Below are 18,795 nucleotides of genomic sequence, written 5' to 3'. Positions count from 1 at the left end.
CGCCAGACGTGCGCTGAAAGGTCTGTTCCCGGGGAGGGGGCGAATCGGAAGAGCACACTTTTTTGACTTCAGTGACCTGCAACAGGAAACAAGAATGAACGTCCGCGAACTCCTGCAATCCAAGAAAGAAGCTGTCATCACCATCGATGCGGAAGACACCATCGGTGCCGCCGCCCACAAGATGAGCGCGAACAGGATCGCTGCCCTGGTGGTGATGAAGGATGATGCGCCGGTCGGCATCATCTCCGAGAAAGACATCGTGCGTACCCTGGCTGACGATGGCCCGCAGGCCGGCCGCCGGGTGATTTCCACCCTGCCGTCCACGGGGCTGGAAGGCATCGCACCCGAGGCCACCCTGAAGCAGGCCATGTCGTTGATGACGTACTCGCGGCGCCGTCATCTGATGGTCACCGATGGCACGCGCCTGGTCGGCATCCTCAGCCTGGGCGACATCGTGAAGAATCTGCTGGGCGAGCTGGAGCTGGAAAAGGCCGTGCTGCAGGACATCTACATGGCCGCGCATTGACGCCGGCGCAGTAGAAAAAAAGAAGCCGGGCACTGCCCGGCTTCTTCGTTCACGGCAGCGGTGGAATCAGAACGTCACCTTCACCGAATCGGCGCTGTAGCGCGCCGGGCCGTGATAGACCACTTCGATGTTGTTGCCATCCGGGTCAAGCACGAACGCGCCGTAGTAGCCCGGATGATAGGGGCGCTCGCCCGGTGCGCCGTTGTCGGTGCCGCCAGCGGCGATGGCGGCAGCATGAAACGCATCGACGGTCGCCGCATCGCGCGCCTGGAATGCCAGGTGGTGGCGTCCGGTCAGCTGGCCGGCAGCGGCTTCGCTGCTGGCGGTGGAAATGAACAGCTCGTCAGCCCAGAAATAGTCCGGCCCTTCGCCGGCAACCGGAATGCCGATCGTGTCGAACACCGCCTGGTAGAAGCGGCGGCTGGCCGGCAGGTCGCGCACCACCAGCTGCAGGTGATCGATCAATCGACCGCGGTGCAGTTCCATAGTTTCCATGCGTACCTCTGCAGAAAAGGGGACAGTGTGGATAGCGCCGGGCCGCGCCCGGCGAGCGCGCAGCGCGGCCTGCTTCCCATGCGATGAATATCGGAGCAAGGCCGCCGGGCATGGCCTGGCGCCAGCGCAATTGTGCCCCTTTCCGGATCAGGCGTTGGCGATGATTTCCACCCAGTAGCCGTCGGGGTCCTTGATGAAGGCGATGTTCTTCATGCGACCGTCGGTCAGGCGCTTCTGGAACGGCACGCCCAGATCCTCGAAGCGCTGGCAGGCAGCTTCCAGCTCGGGCACCGAGACGCAGATGTGGCCGAAGCCGCGCGGATCGCTGTTGCCGTCGTGGTAGACCGGGCCATCCTGGGCTTCAGTGCCGTGGTTGTGGGTCAGCTCCAGCACGCCCGGCAGGCCGGCCATCCACAGGCGGCGCTCGGCATCGTCTTCCGGCACCACGGCGCCGGACGGCACGTAGGCCAGGAAATACAGGCTGAACTGCGCTTCGGCGAAGTCACGCTTGTCGATCAGCCGGTAGCCCAGCACGCGGGTGTAGAAGTCCAGCGAGGCGGTGATGTCCTTCACCCGCAGCATGGTGTGGTTGAACACGAAGCCGGTGGTTTCGGCCGGGGCCTGGGCGGCGACGCCGGGGACCTGTTGGAGGGAAGAAAGGCTCATGATTCGCGTCCTGTCAGCAATGGAGGGAAATGACCCGCGGAGAGTGGCTGGAAGTTGCATCTGAAACCGGCAGTTGCCGGAACCCACACTTCGCTTGCATCCTCGTTGTCGATCTGGGATCGTCGGGTCATGTTGCAGCGCAGGATAATCGGTGTGCGTCCGCAATGGGATGAGCGCTTCCGCAACGTCGGGTGAAATGCCTGCAACCAGAGCAGTACGGCGCGGCAGTGGGACGCAGGGGAATCCGGCAGGGATGGCGAGACGCCCGCGCATCGTCGCGGGCGGTTGACAGCCCGTTGCCTGCCGCGCTAATGATGGTATGTATATACAAATAACCGAGGGTCTTCAGGGGTCCCATGCCTTACCGCCGATGGCTGCCGCTGCTGCTGATGGCCGTGCTCCTCTTCGAAGGTGTCTTCGGAGCGTGGGCGGGGACGCGCATGGCGCTGCCTGGCGGGGACGCTGCAGGCTCCGCGGGCCGGGCGATTGCGGGCTGCCAGGCAACACCGCGCAGCGCGGCACCGGCGTCGGGCCACACCCGCCATGATCAGGCGCCGGTGGCCGCCGGCGACGTGCACAAGGATCACTGCAGCTGTGTCGATGCGGCCGGCTGCGACTGCCGCTGCCTGTTGAGTCTCTACCCTCCGATGCCATCGCTGCTGCTGCCCAGCGCCCATCCGCGCATCGCGCTGGACATTGCGCTGCCGGCACTGATCCTGCCTGCCAGCAAACTTTCCCGCGTATTCCGACCTCCCATCGCCTGAGCGGCTGTCCCCGCGTCGACATGACGCCGTCGTGTCCCTTTGCCCGAATCGTGGCGGGGGCACCCAGAGACAGTATTCCTGCGGGAGAGAAAACATGTATCTGAAGTCCAATGCCATGGCTGCGGCCATCGGCAGTCTGCTGTGCGTCTCCGTTGTCCACTCCGTCGCCGCGCAGGATGCGCAGTCGCCCGATGCGAAGGCACGCACGCTGGATACCGTGCAGGTGACCGGCAGCCACATCAAGCGCGCGCAGCTGTCAGGCGTCGGCCCGGTGAGCGTGGTCGATGCCGAGGCCATCGAACGTTCCGGCGCCACCTCGGTGGAAACCCTGCTGCAGCGCCTGCCGGCCTCGGCAGGGTTCGCGGGCAGCCAGAGCAATGCGTACTGGGCCGAGAACGGCTACGGCACCACCCAGGTCAATCTGCGCGGTCTCGGCATCAACCGGACCCTGGTCCTGCTCAACGGCCGGCGCATCGTCAATGGCGGCACCGGCGCCAACAGTTCGGTCGACCTCAATGTCATTCCGGTCTCACTGATCGAGCGCGTGGAGGTGCTCAAGGACGGTGCATCGGCAATCTATGGCGCCGATGCGGTGGCTGGCGTGGTCAACATCATCACCAAGCAGGGATTCGAGGGTGCCGAAGCGGTGGTGCGCTATGGCCAGACCAGCCAGGGCGACGGCGAGGAAACCTCGGTCGATGTCAGCTGGGGTGTCAGCAGCGAACGCGGCTCGCTGATGGCTGCGGTCAGCTACTTCGACAGCGGAGCGGTCAACATGGCCTCGCGCGCGCCCTGCGGCCTGATCGAATCCGATGGCCGGCTGGTCTGCTCCGGCAGTTCGTCCACCATCGGTGGTCGTGCACTGCTGGCGGATGGCCGACGGGTCAACTTCAACCAGGTGCCCGGAGGCGACGGCGATTTCTACGAGCCCTATTCGGCGGCCAAGCACAACTACAACGGCAATCCCACGCTCAACGCGGTCAACCCGATCGAGCGGCTCAGCCTGAGCGTGTTCGGCGACAGCCAGTTGAATGACAGCACACGCGCGTTCATCGAAGCGATGTACACCAACCGCCAGTCCAGGCAGCTGGCGACCTCGGGTGGGCTGGGCGTCTACCGGCCGATCAACATCGCCGCCGACCATCCGACCAATCCCACCGGGCAGGATCTGCTGCTGCAGCGCCGGCGCCTGGAAGAGGCCGGTCCCCGCCACTTCTTCCAGGAGACCGACACCTACCGGGTGGTAGCGGGCCTGAAAGGCCAGTTCGGCACCAGCTGGGACTGGTCGGTGGCCTTCAACTGGGGGCGCAACACCGGCGTGGATGGTTCGGACAATGTCGCCAACCTCGATCGCGTCGACCAGACGCTGGACCGGTCCCTGTGCAGTACCGCGCCCGGCGCAGCGATTCCCTGCGGCGACTATCTCGGCTACGGGGACCTGAGCCGTGACGTGCTGGATTACATCCTGTACACCTCGCGCGATACCGGCGGAAACGAGCAGAAGAGCTTCACCGCCAATCTCAGCGGGCAGATCTTCGAGCTGCCGGCAGGCTGGGTGGGATTCGCCGCGGGCGTGGAGGTGCGCAGGGAGCGCGGTTGGCGTGATCCGGATCCGTTGACCGTGCTCGGCATCGGCAACACCAACCAGCAGGATCCGATCGCCGGGCGATACACGGCCAAGGAAGCGTACATGGAGCTGGCGGTGCCGCTGCTGCAGGACGCGGTCATCGCAGATTCGCTGTACCTCAACCTGGCCGGCCGCGTGTCCGACTACGACCTGTTCGGGCGCGACTTCAACTACAAGGCCGGGCTGGACTGGCAGGTCAGCCCTTCGCTGAAGCTGCGCAGCACCTATGCTACGGCATTCCGCATTCCCAACATCCCCGAACTGTTCGGTGGCGTGTCCGAGGGCAACCTCACCACCACCGACCCCTGCAGTGGCTGGAGCGGACTGCCGGCCAGCTCGATCGTGCGTGCGAACTGCCAGGCCGATGGCGTGCCGGCTGGTTACGTGCAGCCGGGCAATACCATCCTGACCACGTCCGGCGGCAATGCGGATCTCGAGCCGGAAGATGCGACCTCCTTCACCGCCGGGGTGGTGTGGACACCCACGTTCGCACCCGGGCTGACGCTCACCCTGGACTACTACCGCATCCGCATCGAGAACGCGATCCAGCGTATCGCCGGCTCCACCAAGCTGGCCATCTGCTACAACACTCCGTCGCTGGCGCATCCGTTCTGCGACGCCAGCAACTTCACCCGCGACCCGCGCACCGGCGAAGTGAACTACCTCTCATCGCAGCCGGTGAACACGGCCGATGAGCAGGTCAGTGGCTACGACCTGGGCGCACTCTACGAGTTCAAGCCGTGGGGCATGGACGCCAGCATCAGTGCCGACATCTCCTACCTTCAGCGTTATGACGTGCGCCCGTATGCCGGAGCAGAGGTGATCACGTATGCCGGCAGGATCACCGGCGGCCGTGGCAGCTATGCCAAGTGGCGTGGACTGATGTCGATGAACGCGTCCCGTGGGCAATGGTCCGGTACCTGGACCACCCAGTACATCGGCCGGGCCGACGACATCAATGCCGCGCGTGGCGACATCGGTGATCATGCGCCATCGGTGTTCTATCACAATCTCCAGCTCAGGTACGCGGTCAGCAAGGCGCTGGATGTGGCGCTGGGCGTGGACAACGTCTTTGATCGCTCGGCGCCGTTCATCCAGAGCTATACCGACGCCAACACAGACACCATGACCTACGACCTGCTCGGTCGTCGCTGGTATGCACGCATCGGCTACCGCTGGTGATCGCACGCGCCCCCGTCGCCTGCGGCGGGGGTGCTCCGCAAGGGAGAGAAGGTAGATGAAACCCGCATTCTGGGCGCGCCGCGCCCACAAATGGATCGGACTGGTGATCGGTGTGCAGGCGCTGTTGTGGATGCTCAGCGGGGTCTACATGACCGTGGTGCCGCTGCAGGTGATCCATGGCGACCACCTGGCCCATGTCCGTGGCGAACCGCTGGCGCCGGTGCATGATCGGGTCGGTGTCGATGTGCTGGCCGCGCGTTATCCCGGCCTGCAGTCGTTCCGCCTCAAGCGGCTGCTGGAGCGTGAGGTCTACGACGTCCAGCGCGGACCGGAACGCTTCCTGGTCGATGCCCGCAGTGGAGAGCGCCTGCCGCGGCTGGACCGGGATGGCGCCATCGCGCTGGCCACAGCGCTGTACCAGGGCGCAGGCGAGGTCGCGCGGGTGGAATGGGTGACCCGTGCGCCGTCGGAAGTGAAGACGCGACCGGTGCCGATGTGGGCCGTCCATTTCGCTGACCGCGGAAGCACCACGCTGTACCTGTCACCGGACAGCGGTGAACTGCTGGCGCGCCGGCACAGCCTGTGGCGCTGGTTCGATTTCCTGTGGATGTTCCACATCATGGACTACGAGCAGCGCACCGACGTCAACAATGGCCTGCTGCGCGTCGCATCGGTGATCGGGCTGGCATTCGGCCTCAGTGGCGTGTGGCTGCTGTTCTACAGCTTCGGCCAGAGGAGGCGCGCATGACGCCGTGGCTGCGCCGGCTGCACAGGTGGATCGGGGTGCTGGTGGGACTGCAGTTCCTGGTCTGGCTCGGCAGTGGACTGGGCATGAGCCTGCTTGACCCGGACCGGATCGCCGGCACTTCGCAGCGGGCTGCGCCCGCGGCGCCCCTGGCATGGCCGGCAGATACCGTCTCACCGGCCGATGCGCTGCGTGCTGCGCGGTGGCCGGCCGCGACCCTGGACAGCGGCTGGCTGCTGCAGGCGCCGGTGTATCGACTGCAGTCAGCGGAAGGCACCGAGGTGATCGATGCGCGTGATGGCAGGCGCATCACCATCGATCCGGTGATCGCGCTGCGCGTCGCGCAGGCCGCCTACCGTGGCCAGGGCGTGCCCGCAGCGCCGGTGCATCTGGCGCACAGTCTGGAGACGCGCGGCCATCCCGACGCGGTGTGGCGGGTGGACTTCGGCGATGCGCAGGACACCACCGTCTACGTCTCCGCCGACAGCGGACAGGTGCTCGAGCATCGCACCGCAACGTGGCGGCTGTTCGATGTGTTCTGGATGCTGCACATCATGGACTACGCGGCGCGGGCCAACTTCAACAATCCGCTGGTGGTGGGGATGGGGCTGGGGGGGCTGTGGATGGCCTTGACCGGCGCGTGGCTGCTGCTGGCAAGCGTCCGCCTGCATGAGTTCGTTCCACATCGATGGCGCAGCCGCCGGCAGTTGGCAGTGTTCGCCCCGGGAGGCACGCACCTGCGCACCGTGGCCGCGGCGCAGGGGGACAGTGTCTACCTGGCGCTGGCCCGCGAAGGCGTGAACCTGCCTTCCAACTGCGGCGGCGGGCAGAGCTGTGGACTGTGCGAAGTCCGGGTCCGTGGACAGGCTGGAACCCCTTCCGCCGCAGATCGGGCGCACCTGGCCGGATCGCGCCTGAAGGTCGGCTGCCGGCTCGCCTGCAACCTGCAGGTGGAGGCGGATATGGAGATCGAGGTAGCCGGCGGTGCCAGCCTGTGGACCGAGCATGAGGCAACGGTCGAGCGGATCGAAGCGGTGACCCCGTTCCTGCGCGAGATCCACCTGCGTCCCGACCACGCCGCCGACGCACTCTATCAACCCGGCTGCTACCTGCAGCTGCATGTGCCCGAATACGAGCTGCCCCGTTCCGCGCTCTGGCATCCGGACGAACACCGGCAGGACTGGGCACCGTTGGCCCTGCCGGAAACCCTGCACAACAAGGCGGCGGTGCGTCGTTCGTACTCGCTGGCGATGCCGGTTGCCGCCGAAGCGGGGCGCCTGGTGCTGCTGGCCCGGTTCAGCCCTGGCTGGCAGCAGGGCAAGCGGCATCCGCCGGGCAAAGGGTCCAGCTATCTGTACGCGTTGCGCCCCGGCGATCGCGTCCGCTACAGCGGACCGTTCGGTGATTTCGCGCTCAGCGGCGTGTCCCGGGAAAAGATCTTCATCGGAGCCGGCGCCGGCATGGCGCCGCTGCGGGCGATGATCGAACATCGGCTTTCCGAGGGAGGGCAGGAGCGCATCCACTACTGGTACGGTGCCCGCAGCGACCGCGATTGCCCCTACATGGCGCAGATGCAGGCCCTGCAGGCAGCGCACGCGAACTTCAGCTGGCATCCCGTCTGGTCCGGGCAGGGAACTGGCCGGCGCGTGCATGACGCCATCCATGAGGATCTGCTGCAACGGCATCCGGATCTTTCCGGCTGCGAGTTCTACCTGTGCGGGCCACCACCGATGCTGGCCGCGACCCGGCAGCTGCTGCAGCGGCTGGGGGTGACGGAAGAGCGGATCGCATACGACGATTTCAAGATCTGAAGTGGAGGCGCCGTGGCCGTGCAGGGCGGCCGCGGCGCCCGTTGCAGCGGTGCGGGCGGAGTAGAATGCGCAGCTGTACTCACCGAAGTGGCGTTCCATGTCCCAGCGCGCCTGGGTGGCTGCGGCCATCCGCAAGATCGAAGCCGATTTCAACCGGTCCGCCGATACCCACCTGATCCCGATGGCGCTGCCCGGGTTCGAAGGCATCGATGTCTACCTGAAGGATGAATCCAGCCACCCCACCGGCAGCCTCAAGCACCGCTTGGCGCGTTCGCTGTTCCTGTACGCGCTGGCCAACGGCTGGCTGCGCGAAGGGCGGCCGGTGATCGAGGCGTCGAGCGGCTCGACCGCGGTGTCCGAAGCGTATTTCGCACGCCTGCTGGGGCTGCCCTTCATCGCGGTGATTCCGGCCACGACCTCGCCGGAAAAGATCGCTGCCATCGAATTCCATGGTGGCCGCTGCCACCTGGTCGAGCGCGCCTGTGATCTCAACTGCGAATCGGAACGGCTGGCGCGCGAAACCGGCGGTCACTTCATGGACCAGTTCACCTACGCCGAACGGGCCACTGACTGGCGCGCCAACAACAACATCGCCGAGTCCATCTTCAAGCAGATGGCCGAAGAGCCCAGCCCGGTACCCGAGTGGATCGTGTGCAGCCCAGGCACCGGCGGCACTGCGGCCACGCTGGGCCGCTACGTCAGCTACCGGCGGCACGACACCCGCATCCTCTGCGCGGATCCGGAGATCTCGGTGTTCTTCGAGGGCTACCAGGCGGCGGTGGCGGGCGAGCAGCAGTGGCGTGACCTGACCTGCAGCGGTGGCTCCCGTGTGGAAGGCATCGGCCGACCGCGGGTGGAGCCGAGCTTCATTCCAACCAGCGTCGATGCGATGGTGAAGGTGCCGGATGCATTGAGCCTGGCAGCCATGCGCCACGTCAGCCGGCAGCTCGGTCGGCGCGTGGGAGGCTCCACCGGCACCAACTTCATCGGTGTGCTGCAGGCGGCGCAGTGGATGCGCGAAGCCGGCCGCCACGGCAGCATCGTCAGCATCCTGTGCGACAGTGGCGAGCGCTACGCGCAGAGCTATTACGACCCGGCGTGGTACGCACGACAGGGCATCGATGTGGACGGTGCCGATGCGCAGCTGGCCGCGGCCGTGGCGGGTCAGGGCCTGCCTGCGCTGCCGTGCTGCAGCCTGGAAGCGCTGTAAGCCTGCGGTGCCTCCGCCGGGCATGGCCCGGCGCTACCAGAGCCCGTCGATCGCGGTAGCGCCGGGCCATGCCCGGCGAGCGCAGCGGCGTATCAGAGCCCGTCGATCCCGGTAGCGCCGGGCCACGCCCGGCGAGCGCAGCGGCGCATCCCGATCAGTATCCCGCCGCAGTGAACGCGTCGAGCACCGCATCGCGCAGCGCATCAGGCAGCGCCTCGATGTCCATCGCGCGATCATCCAGGTGCAGCCGTGGGTCCAGGCTGCTGATGCGGTCCTGGGCCAGCGCCTGCAGCCACAGCAGCACGCAGATCACGAACTCACGCTCGTGCCCCGGGTGCAGGTGGCGGGCACCGCGTTCGATCACCTCGAACGGGTACCACTCCTGCTCATCGTTGAGGATGCCGCCCTGCTGCATGAGCACCTGCAGCTCCTGCAGATGGCGCCGGGCATCATCGCCGGGATCGCACAATGTGGCGATCCAGGACAACTCCTCCGCGCTGGCAGACAGCGCCAGCGACCGGACCGGCAACGCGGTTGCAACCTGAGCCAGACCTTCCATGTGGGGCCTCTATCGGCATGTTCCGCTGCGGACTCCCCCGCACCCAGAGCTTCCGCGCGACCCCGTAAGGCCGACGTGAATGATCGGCGCGCCCCCCTTGTCTGCGGCTCCGGCCAGCGCCATATCGACTGGGCTGCCCGCTCCTCGGGCCCGTAACTGGAGATCTGCCGTGACCGCTGCCAACCCCCTGCTCGATTTCTCCGGCCTGCCGCGCTTCGAGGCGATCCGCCCCGAGCACGTGGCGCCGGCGCTGGACGTGCTGCTGGCCGAGGCCGAGGCCGCCGTCAACGCAGCCGAGCAGGTGCAGCCGGTCCGCTGGGACACCTTCGTGGTCCCGCTGGACGATGCCACCGAGCGGCTGTGGCGCGCCTGGGGCCTGGTCGGCCACCTGCAGGGCGTGGTCAACACGCCGGAACTGCGCGAGGCCTACAACAGCAACCTGCCGCGGGTGACCCGCTTCGCCAGTGCGCTGGGCCAGAACCTGGCGCTGTACCGCCAGTACCAGGCATTGGCCACCGGCCCGGAGGCGGGGTCGTTCGATGAGGCCCGGCGCAAGGTGCTGGACAATACGCTGCGCGACTTCCGCCTGGGGGGCGCGGAGCTGGCGCCGGACGCCCAGCAGCGGTTCGCCGCGATCAAGGAAGAACTGTCGGCGCTGTCCGCGAAGTTCTCGCAGAATGTGCTGGACGCCACCGATGCGTGGTCGTTGATCGTGGAAGACGAAGCACGCCTGGCCGGCGTGCCGGACGACGTGAAGGCTGCCGCGCGTGCGGCAGCGGCGAACGATGGCAGGGACGGTTGGAAGTTGACGCTGCAGATGCCGTGTTATCTGCCGGTACAGACCTGGGCCGAAGATCGTGACCTGCGCGAGATCCTGTACCGGGCCAGCGCGCAGCGCGCTTCCGAATTCGGCGATGACGCGTTGGACAACAGCGGCAACATCGACCGCATCCTGGCCCTGCGGGCCGAACTGGCCGCACTGCTCGGCTTTGATTCCTACGCCGACTACTCGGTGGCCACCAAGATGGCGCAGGACCCGGCCGAAGTGCTGGGCTTCCTGCGTGACCTGGCGTCGCGCGCCAAGCCGTTCGCGGCCAGGGACCGTGCCGAACTGGAGCAGTTCGCGCGTGACCACCTGGGCATCGACAGCCTGCAGGCCTGGGACCTGGCGTTCGCGGCCGACCGCCTGAAGCAGGCGCGCTACAGCTATTCCGAGCAGGAGGTGAAACAGTACTTCACCGAGCCGAAGGTGCTGGGTGGATTGTTCTCGGTGATCGAGCAGCTGTATGGACTGCGCGTGCAGGAGGACAGCGCGCCGGTCTGGCACGAGGACGTACGCTTCTTCCGCCTGGTCGATGCGCAGGACGCGCTGGTAGGCCAGTTCTATCTGGATCTGTACGCCCGTGAGGGCAAGCGCGGCGGTGCGTGGATGGACGATTGCCGCAACCGGCGCGAGCGTGCCGATGGCAGCGTGCAGACGCCGCTGGTGTACCTGGTGTGCAACTTCGGTCGCGGCGCCAGCGGCAGGCCTGCTACGTTCAGCCACAATGAAGTGACCACGCTGTTCCATGAAATGGGCCATGGCCTGCACCAGCTGCTGACCCGGATTGGTGAGCTGGGCGTGGCCGGCATCAATGGCGTGGAATGGGATGCGGTGGAGCTCCCCAGCCAGTTCATGGAGAACTTCTGCTGGGAATGGGACCACCTGCAGCGCATGACTGCGCACGTGGAGACGGGTGAACCGCTGCCACGTGCGCTGTATGAGCGCATGCTGGCCGCGCGCAATTTCCACAGCGGCATGGCGACTGTCCGCCAGCTGGAGTTCGGTCTGTTCGACATGCTGCTGCACAGCCAGTTCGAGCCCACGCAGGACAGTGTGCTGGCACTGCTGGAGCGCGTGCGCGGCGAAGTGGCGGTGAATCATCCGCCAGCCTGGAACCGCTTCCCGCATCAGTTCAGCCACATCTTCGCCGGTGGCTATGCGGCCGGCTACTACAGTTACAAATGGGCCGAGGTGCTCAGTGCCGATGCCTATGCGGCGTTCGAGGAAGCACCGCAGGCGTTGGCCGCGACCGGTGCACGTTTCCGCGACGAGATCCTCTCGCGCGGGGGCAGCCGTCCAGCGGCCGAGAACTTCAAGGCCTTCCGTGGCCGTGCGCCGCAGATCGATGCACTGCTGCGCCATTCGGGCATGGCGTAAGCCGCTCTGGTAGGTGCCAACCTTGGTTGGCACTTCCTGGCAATGGTGCGGACCAAGGTCCGCACCTACCGGAAAGCGGTGCTCTATTCGGCGTAGATCATCCTGCGGGTCATGCCGCCGTCGACGATGAAATCCTGGCCGGTGGTGAATCCGGACAGCGGCGACAACAGGTACACCGCCAGCGCGCCGATGTCTTCCGGGCGGCCGACGCGGCCGACCGGATGCTGTGCGTGGTCGATGGCCGAATACTCGGGCGCATGGCGCCGGGAGGGCGCCTGCCACTCGCTGGTGCCGATCCAGCCCGGACTGATGCTGTTCACCCGTACCGCCGGTCCGGCGCTGATTGCCAGCGCGTGGGTGAATGCCACCAGTCCGCCCTTGGCCGCGGCATAGGCTTCGCTATGGGCTTCGGACTGCCGGGCGCGGGTCGAGGCGATGTTGATGATGGCGCCGGCGCCACCGGATGACAGTGCCGGCAGGGCATGCCGGCTGCACAGGAAAGCGCCATGCAGCGATGACAGGCGGCGCTGCCATTCGTCCCACGCCATGTCCTGCAGCGGCGTACCGTGCGCACCGGCGATGCCGGCATTGTTGACCAGGCCATCGATGCCGCCAAACCGCTGCACCGCCGTGGCGATGAACGCGCGCACGCTGGCTTCGTCGGTGATGTCCAGGGGCTGGAACGCCGCATCGTCATCGCGCTGCCATTCGGCCAGGCAGGCGTGGCCGGCTTCCGTATCCAGATCACCGATCAGCACGCGGCCGCCGGCACCGAGCACGGCCTGGGCGATGCCGCGGCCGATGCCATTGGCGCCACCGGTGACCAGCACCACCTTGCCCGCCAGCGGCGCGGCAGGCCAGGCAGCGATCGGCGGAGCCGCGCTCATGACAGGTCTTCGCCACGCAGGCGGCGATGCCAGCCGTCCACGCCGATGCGGTCCAGCGTCTGGATGTTGCGCTCGACGATCACGTCCGGATCGGGGAAGGCGTCCACCGCGCGTGCCACGCTGTCCTCGCGCAGCAGGTGCAGCGTGGGATAGGGCGCGCGGTTGGTGTAATTGCTGGCGTCGTTGGCGGCCACGCCTTCGAACTGGTAGTCCGGATGGAAGCTGGCCACCTGCAGGATGCCCTGCAGATCGAGCGCCTCGATCGCCGCGTCGGCGTTGTCGAGGAAGTCGTTGTAGTCCAGGAAATCCGTCAGCACCTGCGGGTGCACGATCAGGGTGGTGTCGATCTGCTCGGCCGGCGTGTCCCGCAGCAGCACCAGTTCCTCGGCCAGCTGTTCGACCAGTGCTTCGGGGGTGGTGGCATCACTGAGCACGAAGCGGACCTGGTCCTTCACATATACGGCCTTGGCGAACGGACACAGGTTCAGGCCGATGACGATGCGCTCCAGCCACAGGCGGGTGGCGGCGATCGGGTCGTCGGTGGGCAGGGCGATATCGGTCATGGCGGGCACATCGGCGGGCGAGGTCGCCATTGTAGGCAGTGTGCCGCCGCTGCGCTGTTCACTGTGCAGGAACTGGACAGTCGCCATGCTGCAAATCCCCGCCGATTCAAGCCTTTGCAGGCCACCGGCAGATGGCCGATTGCCTGCTGCGGGCGGTAGGCGTGGAATGGACGCACGACACAGGAGGACACCCATGACTGCATCTTCTCCGTGGCTGCCGGACGCCCTTTGGGCCGGCGCCCTCTTCGATGGCCGGTGGCAGGCGGCCGCGCAACGGCAGCCGGTGATCGAGCCGGCCACCGGTAACACGCTCGGCCAGATCGGCTTGGCCGACCCGGCGCAGGTGGCGCGCTCGGCGGCGGCCGCTGCGCAGGCGCAGCAGGCGTGGGCGGCGGCTCCGTACGAACAGCGCGCTGAAGTGCTGCGCAAAGCGGCACGCCTGGCCGAAGAACACATCGACACCCTGGTCGAATGGCTGGTACGCGAAAGCGGCTCCACCCGCCTGAAGGCAGGTTTTGAGGCCAAGGTGACCATCAAGGCACTGCACGAGGCTGCGGCGCTGCCGTCGCGCAGCACCGGCGAGATTCTGCCTTCCGAGCCGGGCCGGCTGAATCTGGCGCGGCGCCGACCGCTGGGTGTGGTGGGGGTCATCTCGCCTTTCAACTTCCCGCTGTATCTGGCCATGCGCGCGGTGGCGCCGGCCATCGCGCTGGGCAACGCGGTGGTACTCAAACCTGACCCGCGCACAGCGGTGTGCGGCGGGGCGGTGATCGCACGCCTGTTCGAGCAGGCCGGCCTGCCGGCAGGCGTTCTGCACATGCTGCCCGGTGATGGCGCGGCCGGCGCTGCGCTGACCAGCGATCCGCACGTGGCGATGATCCAGTTCACCGGCTCCACCGCCGCCGGGCGCAAGGTCGGAGAGGCGGCGGGCAAGCATCTGAAGAAGGTCTCGTTGGAGCTGGGCGGCAAGAACTCGTTGATCATCCTCGATGATGCCGACCTCGACCTGGCGGTGGCCAACACCGCGTGGGGGGTCTACCTGCATCAGGGCCAGATCTGCATGGCGACCGGCCGCGTGCTGGTGCAGCGGAAGATCCACTCCGCGTTCCTGCAGAAGCTGGTGGCCAAGGCCAATTCATTGAAGGTGGGCGATCCGGCGCGCGAAGACGTGGCGATCGGTCCGCTGATCAATGCCGGCCAGCGCGACCACGCCACGCGCGTGGTCGAGCAGGCAGTGCAGGCCGGTGCCTCGCTGGAGGCCGGAGGTACCTATCGCGATCTGTTCTTCGCGCCGACCGTGCTTGGCAACGTCGCTGCTGACAATCCGGCGTTCAACGAAGAAATCTTCGCGCCGGTGGCGGTGGTGGTGCCGTTCGACGATGACGACGATGCCGTGCGCCTGGCCAACGACAGCGAGTACGGCCTGTCGATGGCCATCGTTTCCAGCAATGTCGGCCGCGCACTGAAGCTCGGCGAGCGCCTGCGCACCGGACTGCTGCACATAAACGATCAGACCGTGAACGACGAGGTGATCAATCCCTTTGGCGGCGTCGGAGCATCCGGCAATGGCACCAGTATCGGCGGCCCCGCCAACTGGGAGGAGTTCACGCAGTGGCAGTGGTTGACCGTCAAGGGCGAGGCGCCCGCTTACCCGATCTGATCGAAGGAGCCATCACGATGAACGACAATACGGCAACACGCGAGATCACCGCCGCAGTGGTCCGCGGCAAGGAACAACCCTTCGTCATCGAGCAGGCCCGGCTGCGCGGCCCGCAGGAGGATGAGGTCCTGGTGAAGGTGGTAGCCACCGGCCTGTGCCACACCGACCTGATCGTGCGCGATCAGTACTACCCGGTGCCGTTGCCCGCGGTGCTGGGTCACGAAGGCGCCGGCGTCGTGGAGGCGGTCGGCCCCAACGTAAAGGAACTGAAAGCAGGGGATCACGTGGTGCTGACCTATGGCGCCTGCGGCCACTGCAATCCGTGCCGGGGCGGTCATGGCGCCTACTGCAGGGATTTCTTCGCGCTGAACTTCGGGGGCGATGATGGCCACGGCCATACCGCCATCACCGATGGGCAGGGTCAGCCGTTGCACGACCATTTCTTCGCGCAGTCTTCGTTTGCCACCTATGCGCTGGCGCGCGAGATCAATGCGATCAAAGTGCCCGACGATGCGCCTCTGGAACTGCTGGGCCCGCTGGGCTGCGGCATCCAGACCGGTGCCGGCGCGGTACTCAATTCGCTGAAGGTACGCTCGGGCAGCAGTTTTGCCAGCTACGGTGCCGGCGCAGTCGGTCTGAGTGCGGTGATGGCGGCCAAGGTGGCCGGTGCCACGACCATCATCGCCATCGATGTGGTGCCGTCGCGGCTGGCACTCGCGCTGGAGCTGGGCGCCACCCACGTGGTCAACAGCCGCGAGACCGATGTGGTCGAGGCCGTGCGCGCCATCACCGGCGGTGGCGCTGATTTCGCGCTGGAATCGACCGGTCGCCCGGAGGTGCTCTCTGCGGGTATCGAGGCCTTGGGGGGCTTGGGCATGATGGGCGTGGTCGGTGCACCAAAGCTGGGCACGACCGCCAGTTTCGACGTGAACAACCTGCTGCTGGGTGGCCGCAGCATCCGTGGCATCGTGGAAGGCGACAGCGTGCCGCAGATGTTCATTCCGCAGCTGGTCACGCTGTTCCAGCAGGGCCGCTTCCCGTTCGACAGGCTGGTGAAGTTCTACCCGCTGGAGCAGATCAACCAGGCGGCCGAGGACAGCACCCGGGGCATCACCCTGAAGCCGATCCTGCGCATCGCGGCGTGATCTGAGGGCAGGGCTGCAGGGCTTCGCCCTGCACCTGCCGGATGGGCGGCAACCGCAGGCCAATACCTCATCGGAGCGTAACGTGGCGTTGCCGCTGGCGGGTGTACGCTGCGCCCATGATCGCAACCTCCGTCGGGCAACAGCAGCTGGTAGCGGCACGCGCGGCCTTTGCCGAGGGCGATGCGCGCTCATTGAACGTGTTGCCGCAGCCGTTGCAGCAGTCGTGGATGCGCTCGCGCGCGGCTGGCCTGCAGCCCGGGCAGGAACCGGTCTACCTGCCGCTGCAGAGCGATGGCCGGCATCTGCCACAGCGCGACGACCGTCGCCTGGCACGCTGCGTGCAACCGGAGCTGGAACAGCTGTGGGCCGCTTTCGGCGGACGTGGCTGGACGATGTTCTGCGCCAACCGCGAGGGCATGGTGATCGCGCAGCAGGCGCATGGCCTGGAAGACTCGCCCCTGCTGCGGCCGATCCAGGTCGGGCGGCGGCTGGGCGAAAGCGAGATCGGCACCACCGCGCCGGCGGTCAGCCTGGCCGACGACCTGCCAGCGCTGGTGCGCGGCAATGAACATTACCTGCAGCGTTTCGCTCCGGTGTTCTGCCTCAGTGAACCCCTGCACGATCTCGACGGGCGGGTATGCGGAGTGATCGATATCACCGGGCTGGGTGAGCGCGATCCTTCGCTGCTGCAGGGCTATTTCCGGCAGGCCGCACTGGCCAGCGAGAATCGCCTGTTCCACACGCTTGCCGATGTGCACCTGCTGGCGCTGCAGCATGATCCGCGCTGGCTGGCGTCACCCTTGCAGGGGCTGCTGGCCGTGCAGGAGGATGGCCAGCTGCGCGCCGCCAACCGTGTGGCCCGGCGTCTGTTGGGCCTGCCGCGGCGCGGGCCACTGCCGTTGCTGGATATTGCAGCGGTGTTTGCCGGCGCCAGTGCCGCACAGCGGCGGCGCCTGCTGCAGCCGGGGGCGCCGCATCGGGTCCGGTTGGGCGAGGGCAGTGCGGTCTACCTGCAGCATCTGCAGGCGCCGCGCAAGGTCGCTGGCAACAGCGTGCGACGGTCTTCACCGGCGACGATGGCGGCGCCGGCGCTGCGCGATCAGCAGCGTGAAGCGGCGCGCCGGGCGGCGCAGGCGGCGGACGGCAATCTCAGTCTGGCCGCACGTCAGCTGGGCATCTCGCGCACCACGCTGTACAAGCTGCTGCGTGATTGATCGAGCGCGGTGCCGGGCCACGCCCGGCGGAGCAGTCAGTCGCGGAAATTGTTGAACTGCAGCGGCAGCTCGAACTTGCCGGCCTTCAGTACTGCGATCGCGTCCTGCAGATCGTCGCGCTTCTTGCCCTGCACGCGCAGCTTGTCGCCATTGATCTGGCTTTCCACCTTCAGCTTGGCGTCCTTCAGTGCGGCGGCGATCTTCTTGGCCACCTTCTGCTCGATGCCCTGCTTGACGGTGATCTTCTGCCGCGCCTGCGCCAGATTGGTCTCGATGTCGCCGAACTCCAGGCTCAGCACGTCGATGCCGCGCGCTGCCAGACGCGCACGCAGGATGTCGTTCATCTGCTTGAGCTGGAACTCGGTCGGCGCGAACTGGTTGATGACATCGCCATCACGCTCGAACTTGGCGTCCACGCCCTTGAAATCGAAGCGGGTGCTCAGTTCGCGGTTGGCCTGGTCGATGGCGTTGGTCAGCTCGTGGGTGTCGACTTCGGAGACGACGTCGAAGGAAGGCATGGGCGATGCTCCACAGAATTCAGTGCGGACATTCTATCGCGCCGGCCAGCCTGCCCGCTTTCCGTGGCGCTGGGCATCGCTGCAACGGCATCCCGCCGCCGGCTCGGCGATAATGGGCCATGAACGTGCAACGCTCCCCCTCGCGCGCGGTGGCCTGGATGGTCGCCGCGGTCGCCTGCTTCTCCCTGATGGACGCCGGCATGAAGCAGCTGGCGGCCAGCTATCCCACCCTGCAGGTGACCTTCCTGCGCGGCGCGGCGTCGTTGCCGTTCGTGCTGGTCTGGGTGCTGGTCAGCGCGGGCCCGCGTTCGCTGGTGCCACGTCGCTGGGGCCTGCATCTGCTGCGTGGCGCGCTGGGCATGGCGATGATCGGCTGCTTCGTGTTCGCGTTGCGCGATCTGCCACTGTCCACCGCCTACACCATCTACTTCGTCGCGCCGCTGCTGATCGCGGCCCTGTCGGTGCCGCTGCTGGGCGAACGGGTCGGACCGCGTCGCTGGGTGGCCATCGGCATCGGCCTGGTCGGCGTGCTGGTGGTGCTGCGGCCCGGCGTGGATGGGTTCATCTCGGTGCCGGGCCTGATGGTGCTGGCCGCGGCCACCGCCTACGCCGTTGCCGCGATCACGGTCAGCCTGCTGACCCGTACCGACACCTCGCAGTCGATGGTGGTCTGGTTCCTGGTCATCATGGCGATCGGCGCGGGCCTGCTGGCGATTCCCGGCTGGAGGCCGCTGCTGCTGGCGCACGCGCCGCTGATCGCGGGCATGGGGCTGGCCGGTGCGCTGGGTCAGATCGCCCTGACCAAGGCCTTCCAGCTGGGCGAGGCATCCATGATCGCGCCCCTGGAGTACAGCGGCCTGGTCTGGGTGATCGGATGGGATCTGGCTTTCTGGGGGCAGTTGCCGGATGGCTACACCTGGGTGGGGGCGGCGATCATCGTGGCGTCGGGCCTGTACCTGCTGCACCGCGAGCGGGTGAACCGCCAGCAGCCGCCGAAGCCGCTGGATCATCCCTGAACCGGTT

Annotated in this window: 17 protein-coding genes; 11 read left to right on the top strand and 6 right to left on the bottom strand. The window is 66.9% G+C overall.

Annotated elements, in window-relative coordinates; translation table 11 throughout:
- The first annotated feature begins 94 nt into the window (after positions 1-94).
- Positions 95-526 carry a CBS domain-containing protein gene (locus N8888_RS16270; RefSeq protein ID WP_053518718.1) on the top strand — a complete coding sequence of 144 codons (432 nt, stop codon included), beginning with the start codon at positions 95-97 and terminating at the stop codon, positions 524-526.
- Between the two features lie 66 nt (positions 527-592).
- Here N8888_RS16270 and N8888_RS16265 read toward each other — a convergent pair whose 3' ends face one another.
- Together N8888_RS16265 and gloA are read right to left on the bottom strand one after the other, a co-directional pair.
- Positions 593-1,021 (bottom strand): VOC family protein, encoded by a 429-nt coding sequence (locus N8888_RS16265; protein WP_053518717.1) that lies wholly within the window; start codon positions 1,019-1,021, stop codon positions 593-595.
- Positions 1,022-1,168: 147 nt separating this feature from the next.
- Positions 1,169-1,687, bottom strand: coding sequence for a lactoylglutathione lyase (gene gloA, locus N8888_RS16260; RefSeq protein ID WP_053518716.1), 519 nt, complete (start codon positions 1,685-1,687; stop codon positions 1,169-1,171).
- A gap of 356 nt (positions 1,688-2,043) precedes the next feature.
- On the opposite strand from gloA, the gene N8888_RS16255 reads away from it, so the two are divergent.
- The 5 genes from N8888_RS16255 (at position 2,044) to N8888_RS16235 (ending at position 9,026) form a co-directional block, all read left to right on the top strand.
- Positions 2,044-2,451, top strand: coding sequence for a CopL family metal-binding regulatory protein (locus N8888_RS16255; protein WP_053518715.1), 408 nt, complete (start codon positions 2,044-2,046; stop codon positions 2,449-2,451).
- A gap of 94 nt (positions 2,452-2,545) precedes the next feature.
- Positions 2,546-5,260, top strand: a complete 2,715-nt coding sequence (locus tag N8888_RS16250) for a TonB-dependent receptor (protein WP_111186214.1) — start codon at positions 2,546-2,548, stop codon at positions 5,258-5,260.
- Between the two features lie 55 nt (positions 5,261-5,315).
- Entirely contained in the window at positions 5,316-6,008 is a 693-nt protein-coding gene (locus N8888_RS18785; RefSeq protein ID WP_065181783.1) for a PepSY domain-containing protein, read from the top strand.
- On the top strand, positions 6,005-7,816 hold the full coding sequence (locus tag N8888_RS16240) for a 2Fe-2S iron-sulfur cluster-binding protein (RefSeq protein ID WP_345780482.1): 1,812 nt from the start codon (positions 6,005-6,007) through the stop codon (positions 7,814-7,816). The genes N8888_RS18785 and N8888_RS16240 overlap by 4 nt, the downstream gene beginning before the upstream one ends.
- Positions 7,817-7,913: 97 nt before the next feature.
- Entirely contained in the window at positions 7,914-9,026 is a 1,113-nt protein-coding gene (locus N8888_RS16235; protein WP_065181781.1) for a PLP-dependent cysteine synthase family protein, read from the top strand.
- A gap of 154 nt (positions 9,027-9,180) precedes the next feature.
- On the opposite strand, the gene N8888_RS16230 is transcribed toward N8888_RS16235, so the two are convergent.
- A complete protein-coding gene (locus N8888_RS16230) occupies positions 9,181-9,585 on the bottom strand; it encodes a hypothetical protein (RefSeq protein ID WP_197572356.1) in 405 nt (134 codons plus the stop codon).
- Between the two features lie 169 nt (positions 9,586-9,754).
- Between N8888_RS16230 and N8888_RS16225 the strand changes: the two genes are divergently transcribed.
- Positions 9,755-11,785 carry a M3 family metallopeptidase gene (locus N8888_RS16225; RefSeq protein ID WP_053519824.1) on the top strand — a complete coding sequence of 677 codons (2,031 nt, stop codon included), beginning with the start codon at positions 9,755-9,757 and terminating at the stop codon, positions 11,783-11,785.
- An 83-nt stretch (positions 11,786-11,868) separates the two neighbouring features.
- Here N8888_RS16225 and N8888_RS16220 read toward each other — a convergent pair whose 3' ends face one another.
- On the bottom strand, positions 11,869-12,672 hold the full coding sequence (locus N8888_RS16220; protein WP_053519823.1) for an SDR family oxidoreductase: 804 nt from the start codon (positions 12,670-12,672) through the stop codon (positions 11,869-11,871).
- On the bottom strand, positions 12,669-13,235 hold the full coding sequence (locus N8888_RS16215; RefSeq protein WP_053519826.1) for a DUF1415 domain-containing protein: 567 nt from the start codon (positions 13,233-13,235) through the stop codon (positions 12,669-12,671). Before N8888_RS16215 ends, N8888_RS16220 begins: the two co-directional genes overlap by 4 nt.
- Positions 13,236-13,428: 193 nt before the next feature.
- On the opposite strand from N8888_RS16215, the gene N8888_RS16210 reads away from it, so the two are divergent.
- The 3 genes from N8888_RS16210 (at position 13,429) to N8888_RS16200 (ending at position 17,254) form a co-directional block, all read left to right on the top strand.
- Positions 13,429-14,895, top strand: a complete 1,467-nt coding sequence (locus N8888_RS16210; protein ID WP_262218931.1) for a benzaldehyde dehydrogenase — start codon at positions 13,429-13,431, stop codon at positions 14,893-14,895.
- A gap of 17 nt (positions 14,896-14,912) precedes the next feature.
- The gene (locus N8888_RS16205) at positions 14,913-16,040 is read left to right on the top strand and encodes an NAD(P)-dependent alcohol dehydrogenase (protein ID WP_263175833.1); all 1,128 of its coding nucleotides are present in this window, start codon (positions 14,913-14,915) and stop codon (positions 16,038-16,040) included.
- A gap of 116 nt (positions 16,041-16,156) precedes the next feature.
- On the top strand, positions 16,157-17,254 hold the full coding sequence (locus N8888_RS16200; protein WP_263175831.1) for a helix-turn-helix domain-containing protein: 1,098 nt from the start codon (positions 16,157-16,159) through the stop codon (positions 17,252-17,254).
- A 35-nt stretch (positions 17,255-17,289) separates the two neighbouring features.
- Here N8888_RS16200 and N8888_RS16195 read toward each other — a convergent pair whose 3' ends face one another.
- Positions 17,290-17,772: a YajQ family cyclic di-GMP-binding protein gene (locus N8888_RS16195; RefSeq protein WP_053519819.1), complete on the bottom strand. Its 483-nt coding sequence runs from the start codon at positions 17,770-17,772 to the stop codon at positions 17,290-17,292.
- Between the two features lie 119 nt (positions 17,773-17,891).
- Between N8888_RS16195 and N8888_RS16190 the strand changes: the two genes are divergently transcribed.
- The gene (locus N8888_RS16190) at positions 17,892-18,788 is read left to right on the top strand and encodes a DMT family transporter (protein WP_065175182.1); all 897 of its coding nucleotides are present in this window, start codon (positions 17,892-17,894) and stop codon (positions 18,786-18,788) included.
- Positions 18,789-18,795: the final 7 nt, after the last annotated feature.

It is taken from the genome of Stenotrophomonas maltophilia (assembly GCF_025642255.1).
GTDB lineage: Bacteria > Pseudomonadota > Gammaproteobacteria > Xanthomonadales > Xanthomonadaceae > Stenotrophomonas > Stenotrophomonas maltophilia_P.
Note: the sequence above shows the minus strand (reverse complement) of the source record. Positions and strands in the feature narration are given on the sequence as shown.

What these genes read in the sequence shown, in the direction of transcription:
- N8888_RS16265 (WP_053518717.1), bottom strand. Translation starts at nt 1,021, where the DNA reads ATGGAAACTATGGAACTGCACCGCGGTCGATTGATCGATCACCTGCAG.
- N8888_RS16190 (WP_065175182.1), top strand. Translation starts at nt 17,892, where the DNA reads ATGAACGTGCAACGCTCCCCCTCGCGCGCGGTGGCCTGGATGGTCGCC.
- N8888_RS18785 (WP_065181783.1), top strand. Translation starts at nt 5,316, where the DNA reads ATGAAACCCGCATTCTGGGCGCGCCGCGCCCACAAATGGATCGGACTG.
- N8888_RS16195 (WP_053519819.1), bottom strand. Translation starts at nt 17,772, where the DNA reads ATGCCTTCCTTCGACGTCGTCTCCGAAGTCGACACCCACGAGCTGACC.
- N8888_RS16220 (WP_053519823.1), bottom strand. Translation starts at nt 12,672, where the DNA reads ATGAGCGCGGCTCCGCCGATCGCTGCCTGGCCTGCCGCGCCGCTGGCG.
- N8888_RS16240 (WP_345780482.1), top strand. Translation starts at nt 6,005, where the DNA reads ATGACGCCGTGGCTGCGCCGGCTGCACAGGTGGATCGGGGTGCTGGTG.
- N8888_RS16270 (WP_053518718.1), top strand. Translation starts at nt 95, where the DNA reads ATGAACGTCCGCGAACTCCTGCAATCCAAGAAAGAAGCTGTCATCACC.
- N8888_RS16250 (WP_111186214.1), top strand. Translation starts at nt 2,546, where the DNA reads ATGTATCTGAAGTCCAATGCCATGGCTGCGGCCATCGGCAGTCTGCTG.
- N8888_RS16210 (WP_262218931.1), top strand. Translation starts at nt 13,429, where the DNA reads ATGACTGCATCTTCTCCGTGGCTGCCGGACGCCCTTTGGGCCGGCGCC.
- N8888_RS16230 (WP_197572356.1), bottom strand. Translation starts at nt 9,585, where the DNA reads ATGGAAGGTCTGGCTCAGGTTGCAACCGCGTTGCCGGTCCGGTCGCTG.
- N8888_RS16215 (WP_053519826.1), bottom strand. Translation starts at nt 13,235, where the DNA reads ATGACCGATATCGCCCTGCCCACCGACGACCCGATCGCCGCCACCCGC.
- N8888_RS16200 (WP_263175831.1), top strand. Translation starts at nt 16,157, where the DNA reads ATGATCGCAACCTCCGTCGGGCAACAGCAGCTGGTAGCGGCACGCGCG.
- N8888_RS16255 (WP_053518715.1), top strand. Translation starts at nt 2,044, where the DNA reads ATGCCTTACCGCCGATGGCTGCCGCTGCTGCTGATGGCCGTGCTCCTC.
- gloA (WP_053518716.1), bottom strand. Translation starts at nt 1,687, where the DNA reads ATGAGCCTTTCTTCCCTCCAACAGGTCCCCGGCGTCGCCGCCCAGGCC.
- N8888_RS16235 (WP_065181781.1), top strand. Translation starts at nt 7,914, where the DNA reads ATGTCCCAGCGCGCCTGGGTGGCTGCGGCCATCCGCAAGATCGAAGCC.
- N8888_RS16205 (WP_263175833.1), top strand. Translation starts at nt 14,913, where the DNA reads ATGAACGACAATACGGCAACACGCGAGATCACCGCCGCAGTGGTCCGC.